This is a genomic window from Massilia sp. BAP21 (assembly GCF_057801335.1).
The window spans coordinates 5,083,808-5,104,747 of the sequence record NZ_CM173596.1; the positions used below are offsets into that span (position 1 = coordinate 5,083,808).

Here is a 20,940-nt window from a genome sequence, read left to right on the forward strand (position 1 = left end):
TTCAATGCCATGCTCCAGCCTTTACTGCCAGAAGACGAAGCCAGCCGCCTGCAGGCGCTGGTCGACCTGAAGCTGCTCGACACGGCGCCCGAGGAGCGCTTCGAACGCATCACGCGCCTGGCGACGCGCCTGTTCGGCGTGCCGATGGCGATGGTCGGCCTGCTCGACGCCGAACGCCTGTGGTTCAAGTCGCGCATCGGGGTGCAGGACCAGGAAATTCCGCGCGTGGCCACGTTCTGCGGCCATACCATCCTGCAGGACGACGTCTTCGTGATCGAGGATACGGCCGCCGACCCGCGTTTCGCCGACAATCCGGTCATCACCGGGCCGCTGCAACTGCGTTTCTATGCCGGCCTGCCGCTGGCCGCGCCCTGCGGCAGCCGCGTCGGCACCCTGTGCGTGCTCGACCATCGCCCGCGCAGCTTCAGCGACGCCGACCGCATGCTGCTGCGCGACCTGGCGGCGCTGGTGACGTCCGAATTCGCCAGCGACGCGCTGCAGCGCGCTCTGCGCCAGCAGCGCGACAGCGAAACCTGGCTGCGGACCCTGCTCGATCACCTGCCTGAAACCGTGCTGATGCTCGACGAGTCGGCGAATGTGCTGTCGGTGAACCCGGCGGCCGAGCGCATGTTCGGCGCGCCCGCGCAGCAACTGGTGGGCCGCAACCTGCAATGGCTGCTGGTCGAAGCCGTGCCCGACCTGGTGCGCTGCCTGCCCGAGGGCGCGGTCTGCGTGCGCGAAGCCACCGGCCGGCGCGCCGACGGTGGCACCTTCCCACTCGAGATCTCGACGGGCGTGATGCACCTGGGCGGCCACCGCCGCTACGCCGCCATCGTGCGCGACATGGCTGCGCGCCTGGAGGAAAGGCGGCGCCTGCGCGCGGCCGGCGAACAGCGCAGCCGCTTCTTCAAGATGGCCGCGCACGAGCTGCGCACGCCGCTGGCCAGCATCATCGGTTTTTCGGAACTGCTGCTGAAACGCGACTTCGACGCCGCCACCGCGCGCGAACTGCTCGACATCGTGCACCGCCAGGCCGGCCACCTGTCGGCCCTGGTGACCCAGGTGCTGGAACTGGCGCGCCTGAAGTCCGGCGGGCCGGCCGTGCTGCAGATCGGACCGCAGCGCATCGAGGCCATCCTCTGCGAAGCCCTGAACACGGTCGAACCGCTGGGCCAGAATGCGCGCATCGCGCTCGCGCTGGAGCCCGACCTGCCGCCGGTCGCGGCCGATCCGCACAAGCTGGGCGCCGCCCTGGCCCACGTGCTGAACAACAGCCTGGTGTATTCGGCGCCCGGCACGCCGGTGACGGTACGCGCCTGGCGCGGGCCGGACGCCGCGGTCGGCACCGTGCTGCTGCGCATCAGCGACAGCGGCATCGGCATGAGCGAAGAGCAGCAGGCTGCCATGTTCGACGCCTTTTACCGCGCCAAGCCCGACGCCCGCCCCGAAAGCACGGGGCTGGGCCTGGCCATCTTCCGCGAAACGCTGCAGCTGCACAATGCCGGCGTCGAGGTCGCCTCGACCCTGGGACGCGGAACCGACATCACCCTGACCTTGCCGGCCGCCGCCGCCCTGCCCCATGCCTGAATCCATCCTTGTCGTCGACGACCAGCCCGAACTGCGGCTCCTGATCCGCCTCACCCTGCAAACCCTGGGCAAGGTGGCGGTGGCCGGCTCGGGCGATGAAATGATGGCGCGCATCGCCGCCGAACGCCCGCGCGTGATCGTGCTCGACGTGTCGCTGGGCGAGGAAAACGGCCTGGAACTGTGCCGGGCGCTAAAAAGCGACCCGGCGACGGGCGACATCCGCATCCTGCTGCTGTCGGCCTTCGTGCAGGCAGCCGACGTGGCGGCCGGCAAGGCTGCCGGCGCCGACGACTACATGGCCAAGCCCTTCAGCCCGCGCGAGCTGCAGGATGCTGTCGGCGCGCTGCTGGCCTGAACCGGCGCCGGATGCCGACATCGCTCCAGAACCGGTGGAAGGGGATCGAAGCCGGCCATGGCGCATCGACGCCTTGCATGCGAGCGGCGGATGCCATGCCGGCGCACGCGCAACCTGCCCATCAGCGACGGTGACGGCGCCGTCAGACCGTGGCCGTGGGTTTGACGACGCTCGGCGCCACCTCGCGCGGCAGCGTCACGTGGAACACGGTGCCGCCGCCCGGCGCGTCGGTGATCGAGATCGTGCCGCCGTGTTCCTCGACGATGCGCTTGCAGATCGCCAGGCCGAGGCCGGTACCGCCGGTGCGCGGCTTGCCGCCGTCCTTCTGCCCGATCTGCACGAAGGGCTGGAACACGCGCTCGCGCAGCTCGGGACGGATGCCGGGGCCGCGGTCGGCCACCGACAGGCGCGCGCCGTGCGCCTGGGCGATCACGTGCAGGATCACGGCGCTGCCGCGCGGCGCCACCTTGATCGCATTCGACAGCAGGTTCGTCATCACCTGCGTCATGCGGTCGTAGTCGATCGCGGCCACGGCTTCGTCGGCGTCGGCCCCGGTGTCGAGCACCAGCGAGACGTCGTTCGCGGTGGCCATGCCCTGCATGGTGCGGATCGCCTCGCGCGCCAGCGGCAGCACCGGCTGGGTCACCGGCACGAAGGACATCATGCCGGCCTCGATCTTCTGGATGTCGAGCATGTCGTCGACCAGGCGGTTCAGGCGGATGCAGTTGTTGTAGCAGATGTCGATCAGCTCCTTCACGTCGGGCGTGAGTTCGCCCATGGCGCCGTCGGCCAGCAGCGACAGCGAGGCGCGGATCGAGGTCAGCGGCGTGCGCAACTCGTGCGACACGGTGCCGACGAACTCGTTCTTGGCGCGGTCGATGCGCTTGCGCTCGGTGATGTCGCGCAGGAAGATGCTGAGCATGGTGGTCTCGCCCTCGCCCGTGAGGCTGGTGCTCATCTCGACCGGGATCTCGGCCCCGTGGCGGTCGGTCACCACGCGTTCCACGCGGCGGTCGAGGGCGCCCTGGCGGTTCGAGGCCAGCAGCTGGGGCAAGGCATCGCTGTCGCTGGCGCGCAGCGGGTCGGCCAGGTCCAGGTCTTCGAGGCGCCGCCCCAGCGCCTCGGCGCGGCGCCAGCCCAGCATCTGCTCGGCCTGCGGGTTCCATTCGCTGATGCAGCCCTTGAGGTCGACGCCGATAAAGGCGTCCTGGGCGGTGTCGACGATGGCGCGGATGCGCGCTTCGCTGCCCTGCACGGTTTCCAGCGCGCGCCGCAGCTCCACGGTGCGCGACTCGACCAGCTGCTCCAGGGTGCCGTTCAGCTGCTGCAGCTGGCGCCGGCGCTCGTCCAGGTCCTGCACCAGCAGGTTCAGCGAGCTGCTCAGCGCCTTGACTTCCTCGTAGGGGCCGCCGCTGGCGATCTGCACGGCGCCGCCATCCCGCAATTCTCCGGCGGTCGCCGCCAGCTGCTTGAGCGGGTAGGTGATGCGGCGCGCCAGCGCCACGCCAACCAGCGAGAACAGCAGGGCCAGCAGCAGGCCGCTGAACAGCGCATGGCGGCGCATGTCGTGCAGCGGCAGCCAGGCGGTGTCGACCTGCTGGCGCACCAGCACCACCCAGCCCAGGCCGGGATAGCTGGCATAGCCGCTGCCCTTCTGGAAGCCGACTACGTAGTCCTTGCCGTCGGGCCAGCGCTCGACCGTGAAACTGCCGCGCTGGGTCGGGCTGGCGTTGCGGAAGCTGTCCAGGGCCAGCGTGGTGTCCATCAGTTCGCGCGGGCCGAGCAACACGCGCCCGGTGCTGCTCAGGATCAGGGTCTGGGTGTCGCTTTCGCGGTCGGCCGAGCCGACCACCGAACGCTCGACGTCGCGCGCCCAGTTCCACGACAGGTGGGCCCCGAGCACGCCACGCACCTTGCCGTTTGCGTCGGCGTACGGGAAGGCGACGTCGACGAAGCGGCGCGGCGCCTTGTCCGGCTGCGGGGGCAGCAGTTTATCGAGCAGCAGCGCCTCGTGCACGTCGCCGACGTAGCCGCCGCGCATGCCTTCGATGAACCAGGGCCGCGTCGAGACGTCGGCGCCTTCGAGCAGGCGGTTGCCCGCAACCAGCACCTTGCCCTCGGTGTCGGTGAGTCCGATCCATTCGTAATAGTCGTAGCTGCGCTGGACCCGCTCGAGCGCCTGGCGCCGTTGATCGGGCGTGTACTCGTCTGTGGTGAGCACTGGGCGCGCAGTGATCAGGGCCACTTCGCGGTAGCGCTCGAACATGCCGCGTTCGAGCTTGTCGGAAGTCTGGGCGGCCAGGTCGGCCAGGCCGCGGCCGATGCGGTCCTTGATCTGGTCGATGGCGCGCCGCTCCACCACGGCGATCAGGGCGATCGTGAGGACGATGGTCAGCAGCGAGAAGGCCAGCGCCAGCTGGGCGCCGAGGCCACGTGGAATGAAACTCGTGAATGTGCGTTGCAAGGCAGCCCTCTGGTTCGAACCGGTGACGCCGACGTGGTCAGCCTATCACAGGGCTCATTGCCGAGCGATTGGCTTGCCAGTCGTGCACGTTCATGCGTCGTGCATGAAGTGCTTGTCTGGCTGCCACGGAGGTCTCGCCGCCGCCGCGAACATAGCCGCAGGGGCGGTCGTGCACAGTATAGGGAGGGTTGCCTTGCTTGTTGAGAACGATGAATGCGTAACCAAGAGGAAGTGCAGGAAGCTGCGCGCCTGCCCGCCTCAGCCGGCCTTGCGGCGCGGCGCCGGCCCGATTAGCACCATGCCCAGGCGCAGTGCGGTTTCGACCACGCTGTCGAGCGGCGGCTGGTAGCCCTGGTCGATCCAGCGCAGGGCGATGTGCATGACGCCGCCGATGACGCCGGCGCGCAACAGTTCGTCGCCGGCGGCGCCGGGCGCGGCGTGGCGTGCGATTTCCTCGCCGATCGCCTGCAGCGAAGTGTCGAAGGCCTGGTCGACGGCCCGGCTCACGCCGCGGATCTCGACCAGGAACACGCGCGCCGACTGCGGGTCGCGCTGCAGCGCACCGAAGTAGGCGCGCAGCATGGCCCGCGCGCGCTCGCCGCGCGCGCGTCCCGCCGACTGGCCGGCGGCGGCGATCTCGCCGAATACCTTGTAGGTCACGGTCTGGTAGGACGTGATCAGCAGGTCTTCGCTGTTCTCGAAGGATTCGTAGAAATAGCGCTCGGTCAGCCCCGCTTCCTCGCACACGGCCTTGACGGTGGCCTGGCGGTAGCCACGCTTGCCGTACACGGCGATCGCGGCGGCGATCAGCTTCGCGCGCCGCTGGGCGCGGCGTTCTTCGATGGACACGCCGCGGTAGGCGCGCGCTGGTTGGAGTTCTGGCGTCATCCAGCTATTTTGACACAGGCCGGGTGCGGACCGGAAAGTTTCAGCTTGCCAGCGCAAAGTTGACAATGTAGAGTGTCAATTACGTTCTTAATACTAGATCAATCGCGAGACACCATGCTGAACCCACCCGAAGAGGACGGCTTGCTGGATGTGCTGATCGTCGGCGCCGGCCTCTCGGGCATCGGCGCGGCGGCCATCCTGCAGGCGCGCTGCCCCGGCAAGCGCTATGCGATCCTGGAAGCGCGCGAGGCCAGCGGCGGCACCTGGGACCTGTTCCGCTATCCCGGCATCCGCTCCGACTCCGACATGTACACGCTGGGCTACGCCTTCAAGCCCTGGCTCGACGCCAAGGCGATTGCCGACGGCCCGTCGATCCTGCGCTACATCCGCGAGACCGCGCGCGAGCACGGCATCGACGCCCACATCCGCTACGGCCACAAGGTGGTGCGCGCCGAGTGGTCGAGCGCGGCGGCCTGCTGGACCGTCCATGCCGATGGCCCCGATGGCCCCGATGGCGCCACCCGCACCGTGCGCGCCCGTTTCCTCTACATGTGCAGCGGCTACTACAGCTACGACCGGGCCTACCGTCCCGGGTTCGAGGGCGAGGACGGCTACCGCGGGCGCATCGTGCAGCCCCAGTTCTGGCCGCGCGACCTCGATTACGCTGGCCAACGCGTGGTGGTAATCGGCAGCGGCGCCACCGCCGTCACCCTGGTGCCGGCCATGGCGCGGCAGGCCGCCCACGTGACCATGCTGCAGCGCTCCCCGACCTACGTGGTGGCGCGCCCATCCGAATACCGCTTCGCGCGGCGCCTGCAGAAGCTGCTCCCGGCCAGGGCCGCCTACTGGGGCACGCGCTGGCGCGTGATCCTGGAATCGATGCTGCTCTACCGCCTGGCGCGCGCGAAACCCGACCTGGCGAAGCAGCGCATCGTCGAGATGGCGCGCCACCAGCTGGGGCCGGGCTTCGACGTCGCCACCCATTTCACGCCGAGCTACAAGGTGTGGGACCTGCGCGTCTGCGTGGTGCCCGACGGCGACATGTTCCGCGCCATCCGCAAGGGCCAGGCCTCGGTAGTCACCGATCACATCGCCCGTTTCACGGAACGCGGCCTGCTGCTGAAGTCCGGCCAGGAACTCGAGGCCGACGTGGTCGTCATGGCCACCGGCCTGAGCCTGTGCATCCTGGGCGGCGCGGCGATCACGGTCGACGGCCAGCCCTTCGCGCCGAACGAGGCGATGTCGTACAAGGGCATGATGCTGTCCGATCTGCCGAACTGCGTGATGAGCTTCGGTTATACCAACGCCTCGTGGACGCTGAAGGCCGACCTCACCGCCGAGTGGGTCTGCCGCCTGCTGAAACACATGGACCGGCGCGGCCAGCAGGTCGCCGTGGTGCGGCGCGAGCCGGGCGTGACGCCCGCGCCCTTCCTCAGCTTTACCTCAGGCTACGTGCAGCGCGCCGCCGCCCTGCTGCCGCAGCAGGGCTCGCGCCGGCCGTGGCAGGTCTATCAAAACTATCTGCAGGACATGATGACGATCCGCTTCGGCCGCATCGCCGACGGCGTCATCCGCTTTGGAAGAGAAGGAAGCATGCCTTGAAGGTCTCGAACCGTGTCGCCCTGATCACCGGCGCCGGCAGCGGCATCGGCCGCGCCACTGCCCTCGCCCTGGCGCGCCGCAGCTGCCACCTGGCGCTGGCCGACATCAGCGCCGAAGGCCTGCGCGAATCGGCCCGCCTGCTTGCCCACATGGGCGTGCGCGTCACCACCCACCTGCTCGACGTCGCCGACCGCGAGGCCGTGCAATCCCTGCCGGCCGAGGTGCAGGCCGCGCACGGACGCATCGACATCCTGATGAACAACGCCGGTGTGGCCCTGGGCGGCAGCTTCGAGCAGGTGTCCGAGGACGACTTCGAGTGGCTGATGGACATCAATTTCAACGGCGTGGTGCGCATGACGCGCGCCTTCCTGCCCATGCTCCGCCGCAGCGACGACGCGCGCGTGGTGAATGTATCGAGCATCTACGGCATCGTGTCGCCGCCGGGCCAGTCGGCATACTCGGCCAGCAAGTTCGCGGTGCGCGGCTTTTCCATGGCCCTGCGCCACGAGCTCGAAGGCAGCACGGTCGGCGTGAGCGTGGTCCATCCGGGCGGCGTGGCCACCTCGATCGCGCGCAATGCCCGCATCCCGGCCGGCGCCCCGCCTGAGGAAATCGAGCGCGGCCGCAAGGTGGCCGAACGCCTGCTGCGCCTGGCGCCCGAGGAAGCGGGCGAAATCATCGCGCGCGGCATCGAACGGCGCGACGCACGTATCCTGGTCGGCAGCGATGCCAAGGCCGTCTCCATCCTCGAACGCCTGGCGCCGGTGAATTACTGGCGCTACCTGAAGAAAGCGACTTCCCGATGAACACCCTCCTCTTCTTCCTCGGCCTGGCGGCGCTGCCGCTGCTCGGCCTGGCCTGGTTCACGCGGCGCACCGCGGCGCGCATCGTCCAGTACCTGCCTGCCAAGGGACGTTTCGTCGACGTGCCCGGCGGGCAGCTGCACGTGCGCGAGAGCGGGCTTGAGAGCGCTCCGGCCGTGCTGCTGGTGCATGGCCTGGGCGGCCAGATGAGCCATTTCGACTACGGCCTGGCCGAGCAACTGGCACGCTCGTTCCGGGTGGTCGTGGTCGACCGCCCCGGCTCCGGCCACTCGCTGCGCGACGAGATGACCTCGGCCGACGTCTCGACCCAGGCCGCGGCGCTGGCCCTGCTGATCGACAGGCTGGCGCTGGGCCGCCCAACCGTGGTCGGCCACTCGCTGGGCGGGGCGATTGCCCTGGCGCTGGCCGTGGAGCACCCGGCCTCGGTCGGCGCCCTGGCCCTGGTGGCGCCGCTGACGCACGCGCCGGAAACGGCGCCGCAGGTGTTCAAGGCCCTGACCATCGAGACGCGCTGGGTGCGCAAGCTGTTTGCCTGGACCCTGGCCACGCCGGGCGCGATCGTCGGCAGCAAGAAGGTATTGGCCGCCGTGTTCGCACCGGAGCGGCCGCCGGCCGACTTCGCGGTCAAGGGCGGCGGCCTGCACAGCCTGCGCCCTTCGCAGTTCCTGGCCGCGTCCAGCGACCTGCAGGCGATCCCGCTGCGCATGCCGCTGGTGCAAAGCCGCTACGCCGAACTGGCGCTGCCGCTCAGCGTGCTGTACGGGCGCCAGGACGCCATCCTCGACTGGCGGGAAAACGGCCAGGCCCTGGTCGACAAGGTGCCGGGCGCGCGCCTGGAACTGGTCAATGGCGGGCACATGCTGCCCGTGACCCAGCCGCAGGTGGTGGCCGATTTCGTCGAGCGCGCGGCGCGTGCGGCGGCGCCGCAACAGCGGGCGGGGTGAGGTAGAAACCTGCCGCCGCTGTAGGGTGGGTTCTCGAACCCACCATCCCGCAGGCCGCGTACGATCGAATAAATCGCCGGCCTAGAAACACCACCAACCACAACGCCACCACACCGTCGCTTTTCCGTTGCTTCCCGACTCGGCTTGGCTCTACACTGGCGTTGGCGCCCGGCCGTCGAGCCGGGTTTTTCGCAACCGTCCTCCAACCCGGCCACCATGCTTACCGCGCTCGACAACCTCCTGCTCGACGACCGCCCGCGCCAGCTGGCCGGCCTGCGCCGCGGCCTGCTCGAATTCTGGTACTTCGGCATCAAGCAGGCGCGTGCCTGCCTGTTCGTGTTCACCTTCATGGCCGCCGTGCTGCTCATGCCGCGTACCGGCATCGCCGGCATCCCGCGCTACGACCTGCTGCTGGTGGTGGCCCTGGCCATCCAGTTCGGCATGGTCTGGTCGAAACTGGAAACCTGGGACGAACTGAAGGCGGTCTGCCTGTTCCACGCGGTCGGCTTCGCGCTCGAAGCGTTCAAGGTATCGGGCAGCATCCAGTCGTGGAGCTATCCGGACTTCGCCTATACCAAGGTACTGGGCGTGCCGCTGTTCTCCGGCTTCATGTACGCGGCGATCGGCAGCTACATCATCCAGGCCTGGCGCATGCTGGATTTGCGCGTGCGCCACCACCCGCCCTACTGGATGGCGGCCACGATCGCGATCCTGATCTATGCGAACTTCTTTACCCACCACTACATCGGCGACTACCGCTGGTACCTGGCCGCCTGTGCGCTCGGACTGTATTCGCGCACGGTCGTGATCTACCGCCCGCTCGACCGCGAGCGCCAGATGCCGCTGCTGCTGGGCTTCGTGCTGATCGGCTTCTTCATCTGGCTGGCCGAGAACATCGGCACCTTCTGGGGCGTGTGGCGCTATCCGAACCAGCTGGGCGCCTGGTCGCTGGTCCACCTCAGCAAATGGAGTTCGTGGTCGCTGCTGGTGATCATGACCTTCACCATCGTGGCCAGCCTGAAGCACGTAAAGGCCAGGATCCATATTCCGGAAGACTGAGCCGACTGCCGCTTTGAAGGCGCTTCGCAGGAATGGCATTCCTGCAACTCTACTATTTCGCAGGCGCCACAGGATCAGGCAGGTCGGATGTAGCAACCGCAAGCGGCTGGGCGATCGCCGCGGTATTGAGTTTCCTGCAATCTTGCCGATGTTTCGGATGATCTGATATGGGTCTGCAGGATCCCTTCGATTTCCGCAATCGAGAGTTTCTGGCTGTCTCGTTCTTGGCTGACTTCAGCTTTGCGATCAAGTCCGCCACTAGCCTAGATTCACCATTACCCATATTCCTGGCCAATGTGACCAGTTGCGTCTTGAGCGTGTCGATCGTTGCTTTGGTCGAGGTAAGTTCGTTTTCTTGTTGCGTGAAGTGCTCCGTATGTTCGAGCATCGTCTGGTGATTGTTCGCTGCGTCCTGCGCAATACCCTGCAGTTTTTCAAAACCGACCCTGAGCGAGCAGGCGGTGTCATAGCGCTGGAATGCCGCAAGCGCATCGTGGATCGTCAACGCACGGATATCTTCGGTGTACCGCTTCAGAACAGACTGCTTGCTCTTCTCGCTCAGCGTGGATCGACGAGGCAAGCGCCCGCAAGGCTTTTCGAAATAATAGGTCGAACTGAAGTTATCGACGGTCTACCCGATGATGAGATTGGATGTAAAAGCGAGTGTTATGCAGGGTTCGGCTTGTTCGGGTGCACGTCATGTGCACTCATCCGTAAGGGTGATGTTGACGGACCAACAAATAAGGAGTGCTCAAATCGACGGCTCGCCGCACTCCCTTGCGATGTTCTCAATGAGCGGAGGGCTGCTTGCAGTCGGCCGTCGCTTTCCAGACGGTTTGCATCTGCGGCTCTTTCACTTGCCGCACTTTAAGCAAGCAGGAAGTGATTTTGGGGTCAAGCCTCTCCCACCGTTCCACCGTTCCGCCTCCCCACGCATCGCCGCCATACGTGCATACCAACCAGTTCTTGTACTCTGGACTAAAGGTGTACTTGGCATCCCAGCCGCCCTTTACTTTTTTGCTCACTGGGGGCGTAAAGAACTGCTCGCCGTAGAGCTCGCCAAAGTACATATAAGCGTGAGATAGATGCCCTCTTTGGACGCGAGCCGCCCCTGTCTTGCCTAAACTGACTTCGCTAAAGGCGGTCTCGTTGGAGGGGAAGAGCTTGGGGCACTCGATCACTTGCGCGTGTGCGGTCGAGGACAGGACAAGGCTTACGAGTAGGAGTTTGTTCATTTGACAAGCACCACATAAAATTCGTCGGCCATGTTTGAGGGCTTGTAATGGTCTGGGAATCTTGTCATGAACGACTCGGGAAGAATTGCCATTCCTCGTTCGCCGGGCTTCTTCTTTACCCATTGGTCGATCATTGAAAATTCGCAAGGTAGCCCGTTGGTCATGATCCGTCTTCCCTCGAAACGATGGAACAGGCCAGCGTGCCAGCCTTCTTGGTTGGGGAATTTGAATTTACCATCAACCAACTTGAAGTTTGCAATTACTGTGCCGGGGAGCAAGTGGGGAGAGTCAAGCACTTTCGGCCCTCGTATCCAGCCGCTTGTATGACCGACGCTGGTTAGCTCTTGAGGGAGCCGTGCGCACTGCCCGTTAGCAAGTCTCTTCGTGTCCGCGTCTTTCCACTTCTGTAGCAAGGCTTTCAAGTCGCCTTGGTAGACAACTGGGTGCGGCATGTTGCCTCCTTAGGCGCACTTGTTCGTAGCGCAGCACCAGCCGCCGGACGAGTTGCCCTCGGTGCCGCCCCGGATGCCTTGCTTGGTGTATTTCCACTTCATTTTGGAGTAAGCAAGCTGAACGCTCTCTCGAACGACGCCGCCTTCGCCGCTTTCTGGGGTGATGCTGGAGATCATCACGTTCTCGATTTCCACGGTGTAGTAGTTGATCGGCTTGCCGTCACCGTCTGCACGCATGAACTCGAATTTCATCTTGGGGATCGTCTTCCCCATTGCACAGGTTTGCTGCAACACTGGCGACGAAATGTCGGCTAGCTTATTGAAGGAGAGGTTCGACAGTTCGGCTCGCCCGGTTGTCATGCCTCCTGCTGTGGAGGCAACCCCGGCCCGTGGCTGGTAAACGCTCCAAGTCACACCTGTGATTTCTAGCCAATCTTTGTGGCCGCTATCGCTAGATTCACCTTTAATCCCCTCAATTTGCAAGTAAGCGTCCAGTGCCATTCGTTCCTCCGTTGTGGGTTGAGCAAGCGAACGATTGTTGCTTGAGTTAATTATGGAGAGGTTGGGAGCGGTCAAGAGGTAGCGGGAGGGGTATCAAGAGAGGAGCACGCCCACAGCTTGAAAAAACCTAAAATTTTTGGGGGAGTTAGGGTCTGGAGGGAGTTAGTAGCAGATATGCAAAAAAATATATCTGCGGAGGGAGGGCGTTCAGGAATCGGGCAGACTGGAAAAGTCGCGGGGTCGGTTGCCTCCCTCAATGCAAAATAGCCGAGGCCACAGAAGGACCGTGGCGGCTTTAAAATATCTGTTGCTACCCCGTGCCCATGAGCTATTTGGTCCTTGCGGGCTTCCGGTGACCTCTGTTAGCTCTTGGCGGTATAGTAACTTTTAACTGTGGAGTCGGACAGGCCGATGTGGACAGCGGTGGCGCTGATAGAGGCTTTGTTATCAGCCTTCCACAGTTTGACTGCGACAGCGTTGGCCTTGGCAGGACGGCCCATGGTGTTTTACCCTTGTGGGCCGTCCCGGTGTGTTCGTTGGCGTCGGTCGATTATGCCAGTCGACAGCGCCTGGCCAGTCCAGGTTTTTCCGGCAGGCCGTCAAGCCAGTCCGACCCTCGTAGGTCGGCTCCCGAAGTAGATGTGATTCCCATCGCACCTGGAGCGCCGCTTCACTAAGCTGCACCTTCAGCTTGTCCGTGCATCTTGCCAGACATACCGAAGGATGCAGCGAGATCTAGTCCGGCAGGTCTGCCGTGTCATCGTCGGGCGGCTCACCTGGAACGTAGCGGTTGATGTCGCCGGGCTAGCAATCCAGGCGCTCGCAGATTTTCGAGAGCGGCCTATTGCAGTTTTGTGCAGCGCATACAGGCCGGGGCTTCTAGAACTTGTAGTGCAAATTGAGCGTCGCGCTGCGTTCCGTGCCCGGGTTGACCCAGGCCTCGCTGTACGAACTGGCGTAATACGTGCGGTTGAACAGGTTGTCGATGTTCAGGGAAATCCGCAGCCTGGCGCTCGGCGCGTACGAAGAAATCAGCCTCGCCGTGGTATAGGATGGCAAAACAAAACGGCTCGATGCCGCCACATTGCCGAAGCGCTCGCCCACGTAATTCAGTCCGCCGCCCAGCGTCGCCGCGCCGCCGGCGAGCGCAAAGCGTTGGGTGAGAATCAGGTTGGCGCTCTGCTTCGGCACGTTCGGAAAGCGGCTGCCGGTGACGATGGTGTTGTCGCCACGGGTGACGGTGGCGTCCGTGTACGCATAGGCGGCCGACAGGCGCAGGTTCTTCCAGATTTCGCCCGACACGTCCAGCTCCACGCCCTTGCTGCCGACCTCGCCGGCCGAGATCGCATAATCGGTGTTCACCGGATTGGTGGTTAGCACGTTGGTCTTGTCTATCCTGTACAGCGCCAGCGTCGCGCTGGCCTTGCCGCCGGCGCTGTCGAGCTTAGCCCCGATCTCGTAGGAACGGCTGCTTTCGGCCGGAAAGGCCGTGTTTTCCAGGCTGATGCCGCTGTTCGGCCGGAAGCCGCGCGCCGCGTTCGCGTACACGGCGATGTTCGGCAGCGGCTGGTACACGAGGCCGATGCGTGGACTGGTCTCGGACAGCGTTTGCGTATTCGACAGCGCCGTGCGCAGGTTGGCCACGGTCTGCTCGTAGCTGTCGTGGCGCAGGCCGAGCAGCGCCTTCCAGCGCGCCGACAAGTCGATCTGGTCCTGCACGTAGAGGCCGCGCGCCTGCTGCCTTTCCCGCGTCGAGGTCGACAGGGCGAGCGGGTCGGCCACGCCGCCGTAGACGGGGTCGAAGATGTCGATGAGGTAGCCGTTGGCGGCGGAAGGGTTACGCCGCAGCAGGATGCGCGCATCCCTGAAGCGGTAGAAGTCGGCGCCGGCCAGGACGTTGTGGACCAGCCCCGCCGCGCGCAGCTTGCCGACAATCTCGATACGACCGGAGGCGTCGGTCGACGACCAGTCGCGATAGCGGTGCTGCCGCCGCGCGGTGCGGCTGTCGGCCAGGATGTCGTTGACTTCGCTGGAGAAGCCGCGCAAGGAACTGTCGCGGTAGGACAGGCCGCTCTGCAGCGACCAGTCGGGGTTGAATTCGTGGCGCAGGAACAGCTGCTGGCCGAAGGATTTGACGGTGACCTTGCCGTCGCCCGGCTCGCCGAGGAAGCGCGTGTTCGGCACCACGCCCAGCACGCCCTTCACCGCCGGTACGCCGCGGTCGAACGGGGTCTTCTGCTGCGCGGCCTCGATTTCCCAGGACAGCGTGGTCGCTTCGCCGATCAGCCAGATGAACGAGGGCGCCACCAGCGTGCGTTCGACCGTGATGACGTCGCGGAAGCTGTCGCCCTTTTCCAAGGCCGCGTTCAGGCGGTAGGCGAGGTTTTCGCTCAGCGGCCCGGTGAGGTCGACCGCGCTGCGCCAGGTGTGGAAGCTGCCGGCGGACAGGTCGGCCGAATAGCCGGGCTTGAAGCGCGGCTTTTTGGTGACGATGTTCACGGTGCCGCCCGGTTCGCCGCGTCCGTAGAGCGCCGAAGCCGGGCCCTTCAGCACCTCGATGCTGTCGGTATTCGCGTTGTCGCGCAGCCCGTTGTAGCCGCGGCTGGAACTGAAGCCGTTGACCATGTAGTCGGAGCCGAAGTTCGGGTCGCCGGTGAAGCCGCGCATGGCATAGCTGTCCCACAAACCGCCCAGGTTACTCTGGCGCGTGACGCCGCTGGTGAGGTCGAGCGCGCCCGCCAGTGTCTGTATGCCGGCATCGGCCAGCAGGTCGGAGGTCAGCACGCGCACGCTTTGCGGCAGGTCGATCAACAGGGCGTCGGTCTTGGTGGCGCCGGTGGCCGACAGGCTGCGGTAGTGCTGGCGCTGTCCGCTCACGCGTACCGTGGACTGGGCCGGCGCGGCGGGTGTGCCCGCGCTGGCTGCGTCGGCTGATGGCCCGGCGGTCTCCGCCTCGTCGTGTGCATGGCTGGCGGCGGCGCAGGACAGGGTGGCGAGCAGCACGGCAAGCGTGATACGGCGGGGTACGGGCATTCTTGCGTTCATGTGGTGTGTTCAGGAATACGGCTGCCGTCCAGCGTGGTCGAAGGCTGGCGAGGCGGGAAAAGCGCAGCAAAGACTTGCCGCTAACGATAACGCATTCTCATTATAAGGAAGAGCTATCCTTATGGCAATTAAATAAATGCCTGGCGCGTCGTGCGTGCCCCCGCTGATCCCGCCGGGCTGGCCCCCGTCAGCCGGCCCGCGCGCTGACCACCCAGCAGGCCGCCCGGAACGACACCGTGTCGCCGCTGATACAAGCGTTGAAGGCGGACCGCACCGCGCCGAGTACGCGCTGCCGCATGTCGGCATCCAGGCCCGCGAGCGCCCGGCCGACCGGGCCCATGCGGCTGAGGTAGCCGTCGAGTTCGCTCTCGGGAAAGCGGCATGGCACATCGAGTCGTTCGACTGTCGCCTGCTGCCAGCCGCCCTGCGCCAGGATGGTACGAATCCTGTCCTCGCGCGCAAAGCCGAACTGGCCGGCTTCATCGGCGTGACGCTGGGGCAGGCCGGGCAGCAGGAGGCGCGCCGCGTGTTCGGCCGCCGTCATGAAGGGGTTTTCCTCGGCCGCGCGCCAGGCGACGAAAAACAGGCGTCCACCCGGGCGCGTGGCCTGGCGCAGGTTGGCAAAGGCGGCGACGGGGTCGTCGAAGAACATCACGCCGAAGCGCGACAGCACCAGATCGACACTGGCCGGCTCGAAGCGGTGATGCTGGGCGTCGGCGCAGACGAAGTCCACCGGCAAGCCCTCCTGCCGCGCCTGGCGCCGGGCGCTGGCGATCATCGGCTCCGAGATGTCGATCCCGGTGCACCTGGCGCCCGGCCCCAGGCGCCGGGCCAGCGCCAGCGTGGTGCCGCCGGTGCCGCAGCCGACGTCCAGCGCCCGTTCCACCGGCGTCGTTGCCGCCGCCTCCACCAGCAGCGTCTCGATCGGCCGGAACATCTGGTCGATCACCGCTTGCTCGTCCACCCAGGCATTACCGGCGCTGCCTGTCCACAATGCGCCCTGCCCGCTCGCTTCGGTTCCCATGCTCGTCTCCTTGTCTGGAATGGTCGTCCGGTGCTATCGTGCCAGCTCAAGTGGACTTGAAGTCAAGGACGAATCGATGGATATCGCGGAAGTGGCGGCACGCAGCGGCTTGCCCGCCTCGACGCTGCGCTACTACGAGGAACAAGGCTTGATCGCCTCGACCGGCCGGCGCGGGCTGCGGCGCGTGTTCGGCGCCGGCGTGCTCGAACGCCTGGCCCTGGTCGCCCTCGGCCGCGCCGCCGGCTTCTCGCTGGCCGAGATCGGCGCCATGTTCACGGCGGACGGCAGGCTGGCCATCGACCGTCCCCTGCTGAGCGCCAGGGCCGACGAGCTCGACCGCACCATCCGCAAGCTGACGGTGTTGCGCGACGGCCTGCGCCACGCCGCCGCCTGCCCGGCCCCCAGCCACCTCGAATGCCCGCGCTTCCGGCGCATCCTGGCCGGTGCCGCCCGGCCCGTACCGAACAAGCGGCGCGCGCCGGGGCAGACCTGAGCGGCACGCGTACGCTGCATGCTTGAGCTGCACCCGTGTACGGCCGAGCCCGGCAAGCGGGCAGCGGATGGGTTAAGATCGCCGCTCTTCCGGCACCAGCTCCAGGCCCGCCGGCCTCATTCGATACTGCCGCCCGGCGGCGCAGCCAGACCATGTTTTCGATCATCCTGAACGTCATCGGTTCCCTCTTTCACTTCTACGTTGCCCACCGCATCCACCGCGTCGGTCCGGTCCGCCGCCGAATTCCGGCGCGCGCCTGGTGGATCGCCGTCATCCTGGTCTGGATCTTCTACTTGTGGGGCGTGCGCCTGGGCGACGAGGCGATCGACTGGCGCTGGTGGCCGGGCCAGTTCGCCATGACCTGGCTCGGCGTGCTATTCCTGATGACCCTGTGCCTGCTCGTGGCCGACCTGCTGGCCGGTTTCGGCCTGTGGTGGCGCGACCGCGCGCCGCGCCTGCTCGGCATGGCCGCCGTGGCTGGCGTGCTGGTGAGCGCCTTCGCGATCTTCCAGGCGGTGCGCGCGCCGGCCATCAGCGAATACGAAGTGGCCTTGAAGAACCTGCCGAAGGAGCTCGACGGCATGGTGCTGGTGGCGTTGTCCGACCTGCACCTGGGCGCCCAGCGCCGCTCCGAATGGATGGCGCAGCGGGTCGAGCAGATCAACGCCCTGCAGCCGGCTGCCGTGGTGATGGTGGGGGACCAGGTCGAGGACAATCCGCTGGGCGAGCCGGAACTGGCCGCCGTGCTGCGCCGGCTGAAAGCGCCGCGCGGCGTGTGGGCGGTGACCGGCAACCATGAGTTCTATGGCGACGTCGACACCACGATCACCGAGTTCACGGCAGGCGGCGTGCGCTGGCTGCGCAACGAAAAGGTCGAGCTGGCGCCGGGACTGGTGCTGGCGGGGATCGACGACATCGGCCGCACCATGCGCGGCGGCGGCGAGTTCCTGGGTGGACTGGATACGGTCGTGCCGGCGGACAGCGGCGTGGCGACCATCCTGCTATGCCATATTCCGGCCACACGCATCGTCGAGGGTGCGGCGGCGCGTGGTGTGGATTTGATGCTGTCGGGGCATACGCACGGCGGGCAGATCTGGCCCTTCAATTACCTGGTGCAGCGCCAGTTCCCGCGCTACATGGGCGAGTACAAGGTCAACGGCATGGACCTGGTGGTCAGCCGCGGCGCCGGCGGCTGGGGGCCGCGCATGCGCCTGTGGCAGCCGGGGGAGATTGTGAAGCTGACGCTGCGCTCAAAGTAAGCTGCGAGGCCCGACGCGTGTGGTGCGTCCCCATCATTTGATGCGGGTGGCCCGATAGTTGCCGAAGTACGCCACGTCGACAGCATCGACAGCTCCATCGGATTGCGGAAGGAATGTCAGTGTCAGGTTTGCTTCCAGCGCAAAATAGCGTGTGGCAGATTCCGGCAGCAATGCAATGGGCTGGGTGCCAAACGAATCCTCCTGTACAAATAATGTGTCATCCCGGGTTGTCACCGTGATCGTACGGCCGGCAACAGCGAATTTGCCCGTGTATCGGGCGAACAGGGCGGGTTCGGCCGGCGCCAGGACGCGTTCGACCGGTTTGTAATCGTTCCACTTGTATTCCGCTGCAATCCCGCGCAACAGTTCCTAAATCAAACCGCCTCCGTTATCGCTGTTGGTCAAGATGACTGCACCCTGACCTTTGTAGACATATCCGACCATCGTTGAACGGATGCCGGCGTTGACACCGCTGTGGAAAAAACGCGCGTCTGCGCCTCGCCCGTCGAGGGACATGCCCAGGCCATATTGGTTCAGGACAGGCGTCAGCATGGCGCTGGCCATTGGCTTGGACAGGAAGGTGGCCGACTTGCCGTCGCTGGCTTGCTCGATTGCTATCACGAAGCGCGCCAGGTCGCTCGGTGTGCTCCACAGGCCGGCTGCGGCGAGGGTCGGATAGGTGTTCCATTTCCCGGGAAGCACGGCGCCGGACTTGTCATGGGCGCTGGCGGCATTGGCTTGCAAGCGTGGGGGAAGCGGCTGCGCGAAGGTGCTGTGGCGCATGTTCAGCGGATCGAACACGCTGGCCTGCATCAGCTTGTCAAATGGCTGGCCGGTCATGTCCATCACCATTTGCTGCAGCACGGTATAGCCACCGCCCGAGTAGCGGAGCGCCTGGCCGGGTCGGGTGTCGACAAAGATGCGCGGCGAATTGGCAGGTTTCTCGCCGTTCAGAATCGCTTGCAGGCCGGGCACAGGCTCGGTAGGTGTGTAGCCGGCGAACCCGCTGACGGTGGAACCGCCCGTATGGCTGAGCAGCTGGCGCACCGTCACCACTGGCGCGGGCGCGCCTGGGGCGCCTTGCAGTTTCCACGACAGCAGGCGGCTGTTAACGTCGTCGTCAAGGCCAAGCTTTCCTTGCTGGACCAGGCGCAGGATCGCGGCGGCCGACACGCTCTTGCTGATTGATGCGACCTGAAACAAGGTGTCGGTCGAGACCGGACGCTTGTCGCTGGCATCAGCCACGCCGTAACCACGCGCCCATTCGATCTTGCCGTCGTTGATGATGGCGATGCTCACACCTGGAACGTTCAGTGCAAGCATGCGCTCGGAAAGGGCCATGCGCTTCGGCGCCTGGCCTGTGATAGCGACCGGTCCAAGCAGGCCAGTTTCCACCCGTTCAATGCGCGCACTGATGGTAGCGGCATCGTTTGCGCCTGTCTGCGCCTGCGCCATCGGTGGAAGCACGCTGATCATTGCGAGGAGATATAAAGGCGTGCGGCGCGTACTGGTGTACGTTTCGGCAAACATTGCGATGACGTTCATGCAGTTGATGACTGTTTTCATGGATTCCGGTGCTGTCGTTGGGATGGCACGACTCTAGCGGCCTTGTGATGGCCGTGCTCGACAGTGGGATGAAAGCGGTCCGTCACGTAACCAGACCCCGCCTAGGTGTCACGAACACCCCAGCAGAGAATATGCAGCCGCTCCGTGGACAAGGGTCCGGGGAATTTCGCCAGTATCGAGGTTCCGTACTCCGGACAGAATGTTCAACAGCAGCCAAGGCGTCGCTGTTCTCAACGCCAATTGCTGTCGCGAGAACGCGATCCTGCGTGTGCTCCGCGCGCGTTGTTGCCGACGGCCGGAACAGTGGCGTCGCCTTGCCAGCGCCGTGGCCGGCCACCCTAGGTTTTTGACGCGTCCGCAGCCCTGGCCAGCGCCGCGCGCGCCAGCAGGCGCGTCGAATCCAAAGTAGGCAGGCGCGAATTGCCGGGATTGATCACCAGCGGAATCTCGGTGCAGCCGAGCACCACCGCGTCGCAGCCTTCTGCCGCCAGCCCCTGGATCACGCTCTGGAAACGCGGCACGGCCTCCGGCGTGATGTCGCCGCGCACCAGTTCGTCCATGATGAGACGGTTGATGTCCTCGCGCTCCTCCTGCGGCGGGCGCACGCATTCGATGCCGAGCGGCGCCAGGCGCTCCGGATAGACTTCGCTCTCGACCAGCCAGCGCGTGCCGAGCAGCCCGAGCCTGCTGTAGCCGCGCGCCTGCGCCTGGGCCGCGACGGCATCGACGATGTGCAGCCAGGGCAGCGGTGAGCGCGCGGCGATCAGGGGCAAGGCCTGGTGGATCGTATTGTCCGGGCAGATCAGGAAATCGGCGCCGCTGCGCGCCAGTTTCTCGCTCGACGCCAGCATCAGTTCGCCCACACCCTGCCAGTCGCCCGCCTCGATGCACGCAAGGTAGTCGGCCAGCGAATGCGTGTGCATGCTGACTTCGGGATGGGCGTGCGGGCCGCGCTGCTGTTCGCCTTCGATGCAGATGGTGCGGTAGCACAGGGCCGCACCCTCGGCCGAGCAGCCGACGATACCGATGTGTTGGGTCATGGGTGTTTCACTCCGCCTGTTCGTTCGCTTGCGCCGCAGTGTGCACCACGGCGTGCGACGACGCACGTGACGAGGCGCCCGCGCGGCATATCGCCCGGGCGTCCCGTCGTGCCAAAGCATCCGGTGCAGGCCGGATGCCGCCCGCTTAGCGGTTCTCGCTGCCGCTGCCCGACTCCGAGGCGCCGCGCGCTTCGGACTGGGCCTTCTGTTCGTCCTGCTGGCGGTTGCCCGCGCCGTTGCCGCTCAGGCTGCCGATGCCAGCCATGCCGGTCTGGATCTCGCCCTTGCCGTTCGGGTTCTGGAAGCCCTCGGCGCCGCCTTTTTCGTCGGCGCCGGAAGCGAGCAGGTCATCGGTGCGCGTATCTTGCTGGCTGCTGCCGGCGTCGGTGTTGCCCGACATGCTGCCGATGTCGCCGGTGCCGCCGGCGCCCATGCTGCCGGCGCTGCTGGTGCCGTCCTTGGTGATCTGGTCCCAGGAACGGCCCTGTACGTCCTGCTTGTTGTCTTTCGTATCCATCGTGCTCTCCGTATCGTGACTGTGGTGTCGATACTAACAATCCGGCAGAGCATCGCAATAGGTACACGGGCGATGCTGTTGTAGG

Annotated in this window: 20 protein-coding genes; 8 read left to right on the top strand and 12 right to left on the bottom strand. The window is 65.9% G+C overall.

The window, feature by feature from the left end; genetic code table 11:
* The first annotated feature begins 9 nt into the window (after nucleotides 1–9).
* Both ACWYRN_RS22375 and ACWYRN_RS22380 read left to right on the top strand, forming a co-directional pair.
* Complete coding sequence (locus ACWYRN_RS22375) at nucleotides 10–1,587, top strand: sensor histidine kinase (RefSeq protein WP_488689946.1); 1,578 nt, start codon at nucleotides 10–12, stop codon at nucleotides 1,585–1,587.
* Nucleotides 1,580–1,942: a response regulator gene (locus ACWYRN_RS22380; protein ID WP_488689948.1), complete on the top strand. Its 363-nt coding sequence runs from the start codon at nucleotides 1,580–1,582 to the stop codon at nucleotides 1,940–1,942. Before ACWYRN_RS22375 ends, ACWYRN_RS22380 begins: the two co-directional genes overlap by 8 nt.
* A gap of 142 nt (nucleotides 1,943–2,084) precedes the next feature.
* Here ACWYRN_RS22380 and ACWYRN_RS22385 read toward each other — a convergent pair whose 3' ends face one another.
* Nucleotides 2,085–4,406, bottom strand: coding sequence for a sensor histidine kinase (locus ACWYRN_RS22385; RefSeq protein ID WP_488689949.1), 2,322 nt, complete (start codon nucleotides 4,404–4,406; stop codon nucleotides 2,085–2,087).
* Between the two features lie 258 nt (nucleotides 4,407–4,664).
* On the bottom strand, nucleotides 4,665–5,294 hold the full coding sequence (locus tag ACWYRN_RS22390) for a TetR/AcrR family transcriptional regulator (RefSeq protein WP_488689950.1): 630 nt from the start codon (nucleotides 5,292–5,294) through the stop codon (nucleotides 4,665–4,667).
* Between the two features lie 114 nt (nucleotides 5,295–5,408).
* Here ACWYRN_RS22390 and ACWYRN_RS22395 point away from each other — a divergent pair, with 114 nt between their 5' ends.
* The 4 genes from ACWYRN_RS22395 to ACWYRN_RS22410 all read left to right on the top strand — a co-directional run bounded on the left by ACWYRN_RS22395 (nucleotide 5,409) and on the right by ACWYRN_RS22410 (nucleotide 9,723).
* On the top strand, nucleotides 5,409–6,896 hold the full coding sequence (locus tag ACWYRN_RS22395) for a flavin-containing monooxygenase (RefSeq protein WP_488689952.1): 1,488 nt from the start codon (nucleotides 5,409–5,411) through the stop codon (nucleotides 6,894–6,896).
* Nucleotides 6,893–7,702, top strand: a complete 810-nt coding sequence (locus tag ACWYRN_RS22400; protein WP_488689954.1) for an SDR family NAD(P)-dependent oxidoreductase — start codon at nucleotides 6,893–6,895, stop codon at nucleotides 7,700–7,702. The genes ACWYRN_RS22395 and ACWYRN_RS22400 overlap by 4 nt, the downstream gene beginning before the upstream one ends.
* The gene (locus ACWYRN_RS22405) at nucleotides 7,699–8,664 is read left to right on the top strand and encodes an alpha/beta fold hydrolase (protein WP_488689956.1); all 966 of its coding nucleotides are present in this window, start codon (nucleotides 7,699–7,701) and stop codon (nucleotides 8,662–8,664) included. The genes ACWYRN_RS22400 and ACWYRN_RS22405 overlap by 4 nt, the downstream gene beginning before the upstream one ends.
* A 216-nt stretch (nucleotides 8,665–8,880) precedes the next feature.
* Nucleotides 8,881–9,723, top strand: a complete 843-nt coding sequence (locus ACWYRN_RS22410; RefSeq protein WP_488689957.1) for a DUF817 domain-containing protein — start codon at nucleotides 8,881–8,883, stop codon at nucleotides 9,721–9,723.
* Between the two features lie 52 nt (nucleotides 9,724–9,775).
* Here the strand turns inward: ACWYRN_RS22410 and ACWYRN_RS22415 are convergent, their stop codons facing one another.
* From ACWYRN_RS22415 to ACWYRN_RS22440, 6 genes are all read right to left on the bottom strand, one after another.
* Nucleotides 9,776–10,228 carry a hypothetical protein gene (locus tag ACWYRN_RS22415; protein WP_488689959.1) on the bottom strand — a complete coding sequence of 151 codons (453 nt, stop codon included), beginning with the start codon at nucleotides 10,226–10,228 and terminating at the stop codon, nucleotides 9,776–9,778.
* A gap of 283 nt (nucleotides 10,229–10,511) precedes the next feature.
* Entirely contained in the window at nucleotides 10,512–10,958 is a 447-nt protein-coding gene (locus tag ACWYRN_RS22420; RefSeq protein WP_488689960.1) for an STY0301 family protein, read from the bottom strand.
* Nucleotides 10,955–11,410, bottom strand: coding sequence for a BPSL0067 family protein (locus tag ACWYRN_RS22425; protein WP_488689962.1), 456 nt, complete (start codon nucleotides 11,408–11,410; stop codon nucleotides 10,955–10,957). The genes ACWYRN_RS22420 and ACWYRN_RS22425 overlap by 4 nt, the downstream gene beginning before the upstream one ends.
* Nucleotides 11,411–11,419: 9 nt before the next feature.
* A complete protein-coding gene (locus tag ACWYRN_RS22430) occupies nucleotides 11,420–11,911 on the bottom strand; it encodes an Hcp family type VI secretion system effector (protein WP_488689963.1) in 492 nt (163 codons plus the stop codon).
* A gap of 879 nt (nucleotides 11,912–12,790) precedes the next feature.
* Nucleotides 12,791–14,944 (bottom strand): TonB-dependent siderophore receptor, encoded by a 2,154-nt coding sequence (locus tag ACWYRN_RS22435; RefSeq protein WP_488689965.1) that lies wholly within the window; start codon nucleotides 14,942–14,944, stop codon nucleotides 12,791–12,793.
* A gap of 199 nt (nucleotides 14,945–15,143) precedes the next feature.
* Complete coding sequence (locus ACWYRN_RS22440; protein WP_488689966.1) at nucleotides 15,144–15,980, bottom strand: class I SAM-dependent methyltransferase; 837 nt, start codon at nucleotides 15,978–15,980, stop codon at nucleotides 15,144–15,146.
* A 76-nt stretch (nucleotides 15,981–16,056) separates the two neighbouring features.
* Here ACWYRN_RS22440 and ACWYRN_RS22445 point away from each other — a divergent pair, with 76 nt between their 5' ends.
* Nucleotides 16,057–16,473 (top strand): helix-turn-helix domain-containing protein, encoded by a 417-nt coding sequence (locus tag ACWYRN_RS22445; RefSeq protein ID WP_488689967.1) that lies wholly within the window; start codon nucleotides 16,057–16,059, stop codon nucleotides 16,471–16,473.
* Between the two features lie 152 nt (nucleotides 16,474–16,625).
* A complete protein-coding gene (locus ACWYRN_RS22450; RefSeq protein ID WP_488689968.1) occupies nucleotides 16,626–17,732 on the top strand; it encodes a metallophosphoesterase in 1,107 nt (368 codons plus the stop codon).
* Between the two features lie 33 nt (nucleotides 17,733–17,765).
* Here ACWYRN_RS22450 and ACWYRN_RS22455 read toward each other — a convergent pair whose 3' ends face one another.
* The 4 genes from ACWYRN_RS22455 to ACWYRN_RS22470 all read right to left on the bottom strand — a co-directional run bounded on the left by ACWYRN_RS22455 (nucleotide 17,766) and on the right by ACWYRN_RS22470 (nucleotide 20,855).
* Entirely contained in the window at nucleotides 17,766–18,095 is a 330-nt protein-coding gene (locus ACWYRN_RS22455) for a DUF3471 domain-containing protein (protein WP_488689969.1), read from the bottom strand.
* Between the two features lie 6 nt (nucleotides 18,096–18,101).
* On the bottom strand, nucleotides 18,102–19,298 hold the full coding sequence (locus ACWYRN_RS22460) for a serine hydrolase domain-containing protein (protein ID WP_488689971.1): 1,197 nt from the start codon (nucleotides 19,296–19,298) through the stop codon (nucleotides 18,102–18,104).
* Between the two features lie 338 nt (nucleotides 19,299–19,636).
* Nucleotides 19,637–20,338: an aspartate/glutamate racemase family protein gene (locus ACWYRN_RS22465; protein WP_488689973.1), complete on the bottom strand. Its 702-nt coding sequence runs from the start codon at nucleotides 20,336–20,338 to the stop codon at nucleotides 19,637–19,639.
* Nucleotides 20,339–20,483: 145 nt separating this feature from the next.
* Nucleotides 20,484–20,855, bottom strand: coding sequence for a hypothetical protein (locus ACWYRN_RS22470; protein WP_229435788.1), 372 nt, complete (start codon nucleotides 20,853–20,855; stop codon nucleotides 20,484–20,486).
* Nucleotides 20,856–20,940: the final 85 nt, after the last annotated feature.

Excerpts from the sequence above, each read along its gene's own strand:
- ACWYRN_RS22440 (WP_488689966.1), bottom strand. The coding sequence starts at position 15,980 with ATGGGAACCGAAGCGAGCGGGCAGGGCGCATTGTGGACAGGCAGCGCC.
- ACWYRN_RS22410 (WP_488689957.1), top strand. The coding sequence starts at position 8,881 with ATGCTTACCGCGCTCGACAACCTCCTGCTCGACGACCGCCCGCGCCAG.
- ACWYRN_RS22430 (WP_488689963.1), bottom strand. The coding sequence starts at position 11,911 with ATGGCACTGGACGCTTACTTGCAAATTGAGGGGATTAAAGGTGAATCT.
- ACWYRN_RS22445 (WP_488689967.1), top strand. The coding sequence starts at position 16,057 with ATGGATATCGCGGAAGTGGCGGCACGCAGCGGCTTGCCCGCCTCGACG.
- ACWYRN_RS22375 (WP_488689946.1), top strand. The coding sequence starts at position 10 with ATGCTCCAGCCTTTACTGCCAGAAGACGAAGCCAGCCGCCTGCAGGCG.
- ACWYRN_RS22395 (WP_488689952.1), top strand. The coding sequence starts at position 5,409 with ATGCTGAACCCACCCGAAGAGGACGGCTTGCTGGATGTGCTGATCGTC.
- ACWYRN_RS22420 (WP_488689960.1), bottom strand. The coding sequence starts at position 10,958 with ATGAACAAACTCCTACTCGTAAGCCTTGTCCTGTCCTCGACCGCACAC.
- ACWYRN_RS22450 (WP_488689968.1), top strand. The coding sequence starts at position 16,626 with ATGTTTTCGATCATCCTGAACGTCATCGGTTCCCTCTTTCACTTCTAC.
- ACWYRN_RS22425 (WP_488689962.1), bottom strand. The coding sequence starts at position 11,410 with ATGCCGCACCCAGTTGTCTACCAAGGCGACTTGAAAGCCTTGCTACAG.
- ACWYRN_RS22465 (WP_488689973.1), bottom strand. The coding sequence starts at position 20,338 with ATGACCCAACACATCGGTATCGTCGGCTGCTCGGCCGAGGGTGCGGCC.
- ACWYRN_RS22435 (WP_488689965.1), bottom strand. The coding sequence starts at position 14,944 with ATGCCCGTACCCCGCCGTATCACGCTTGCCGTGCTGCTCGCCACCCTG.
- ACWYRN_RS22470 (WP_229435788.1), bottom strand. The coding sequence starts at position 20,855 with ATGGATACGAAAGACAACAAGCAGGACGTACAGGGCCGTTCCTGGGAC.
- ACWYRN_RS22390 (WP_488689950.1), bottom strand. The coding sequence starts at position 5,294 with ATGACGCCAGAACTCCAACCAGCGCGCGCCTACCGCGGCGTGTCCATC.
- ACWYRN_RS22380 (WP_488689948.1), top strand. The coding sequence starts at position 1,580 with ATGCCTGAATCCATCCTTGTCGTCGACGACCAGCCCGAACTGCGGCTC.
- ACWYRN_RS22460 (WP_488689971.1), bottom strand. The coding sequence starts at position 19,298 with ATGAAAACAGTCATCAACTGCATGAACGTCATCGCAATGTTTGCCGAA.
- ACWYRN_RS22405 (WP_488689956.1), top strand. The coding sequence starts at position 7,699 with ATGAACACCCTCCTCTTCTTCCTCGGCCTGGCGGCGCTGCCGCTGCTC.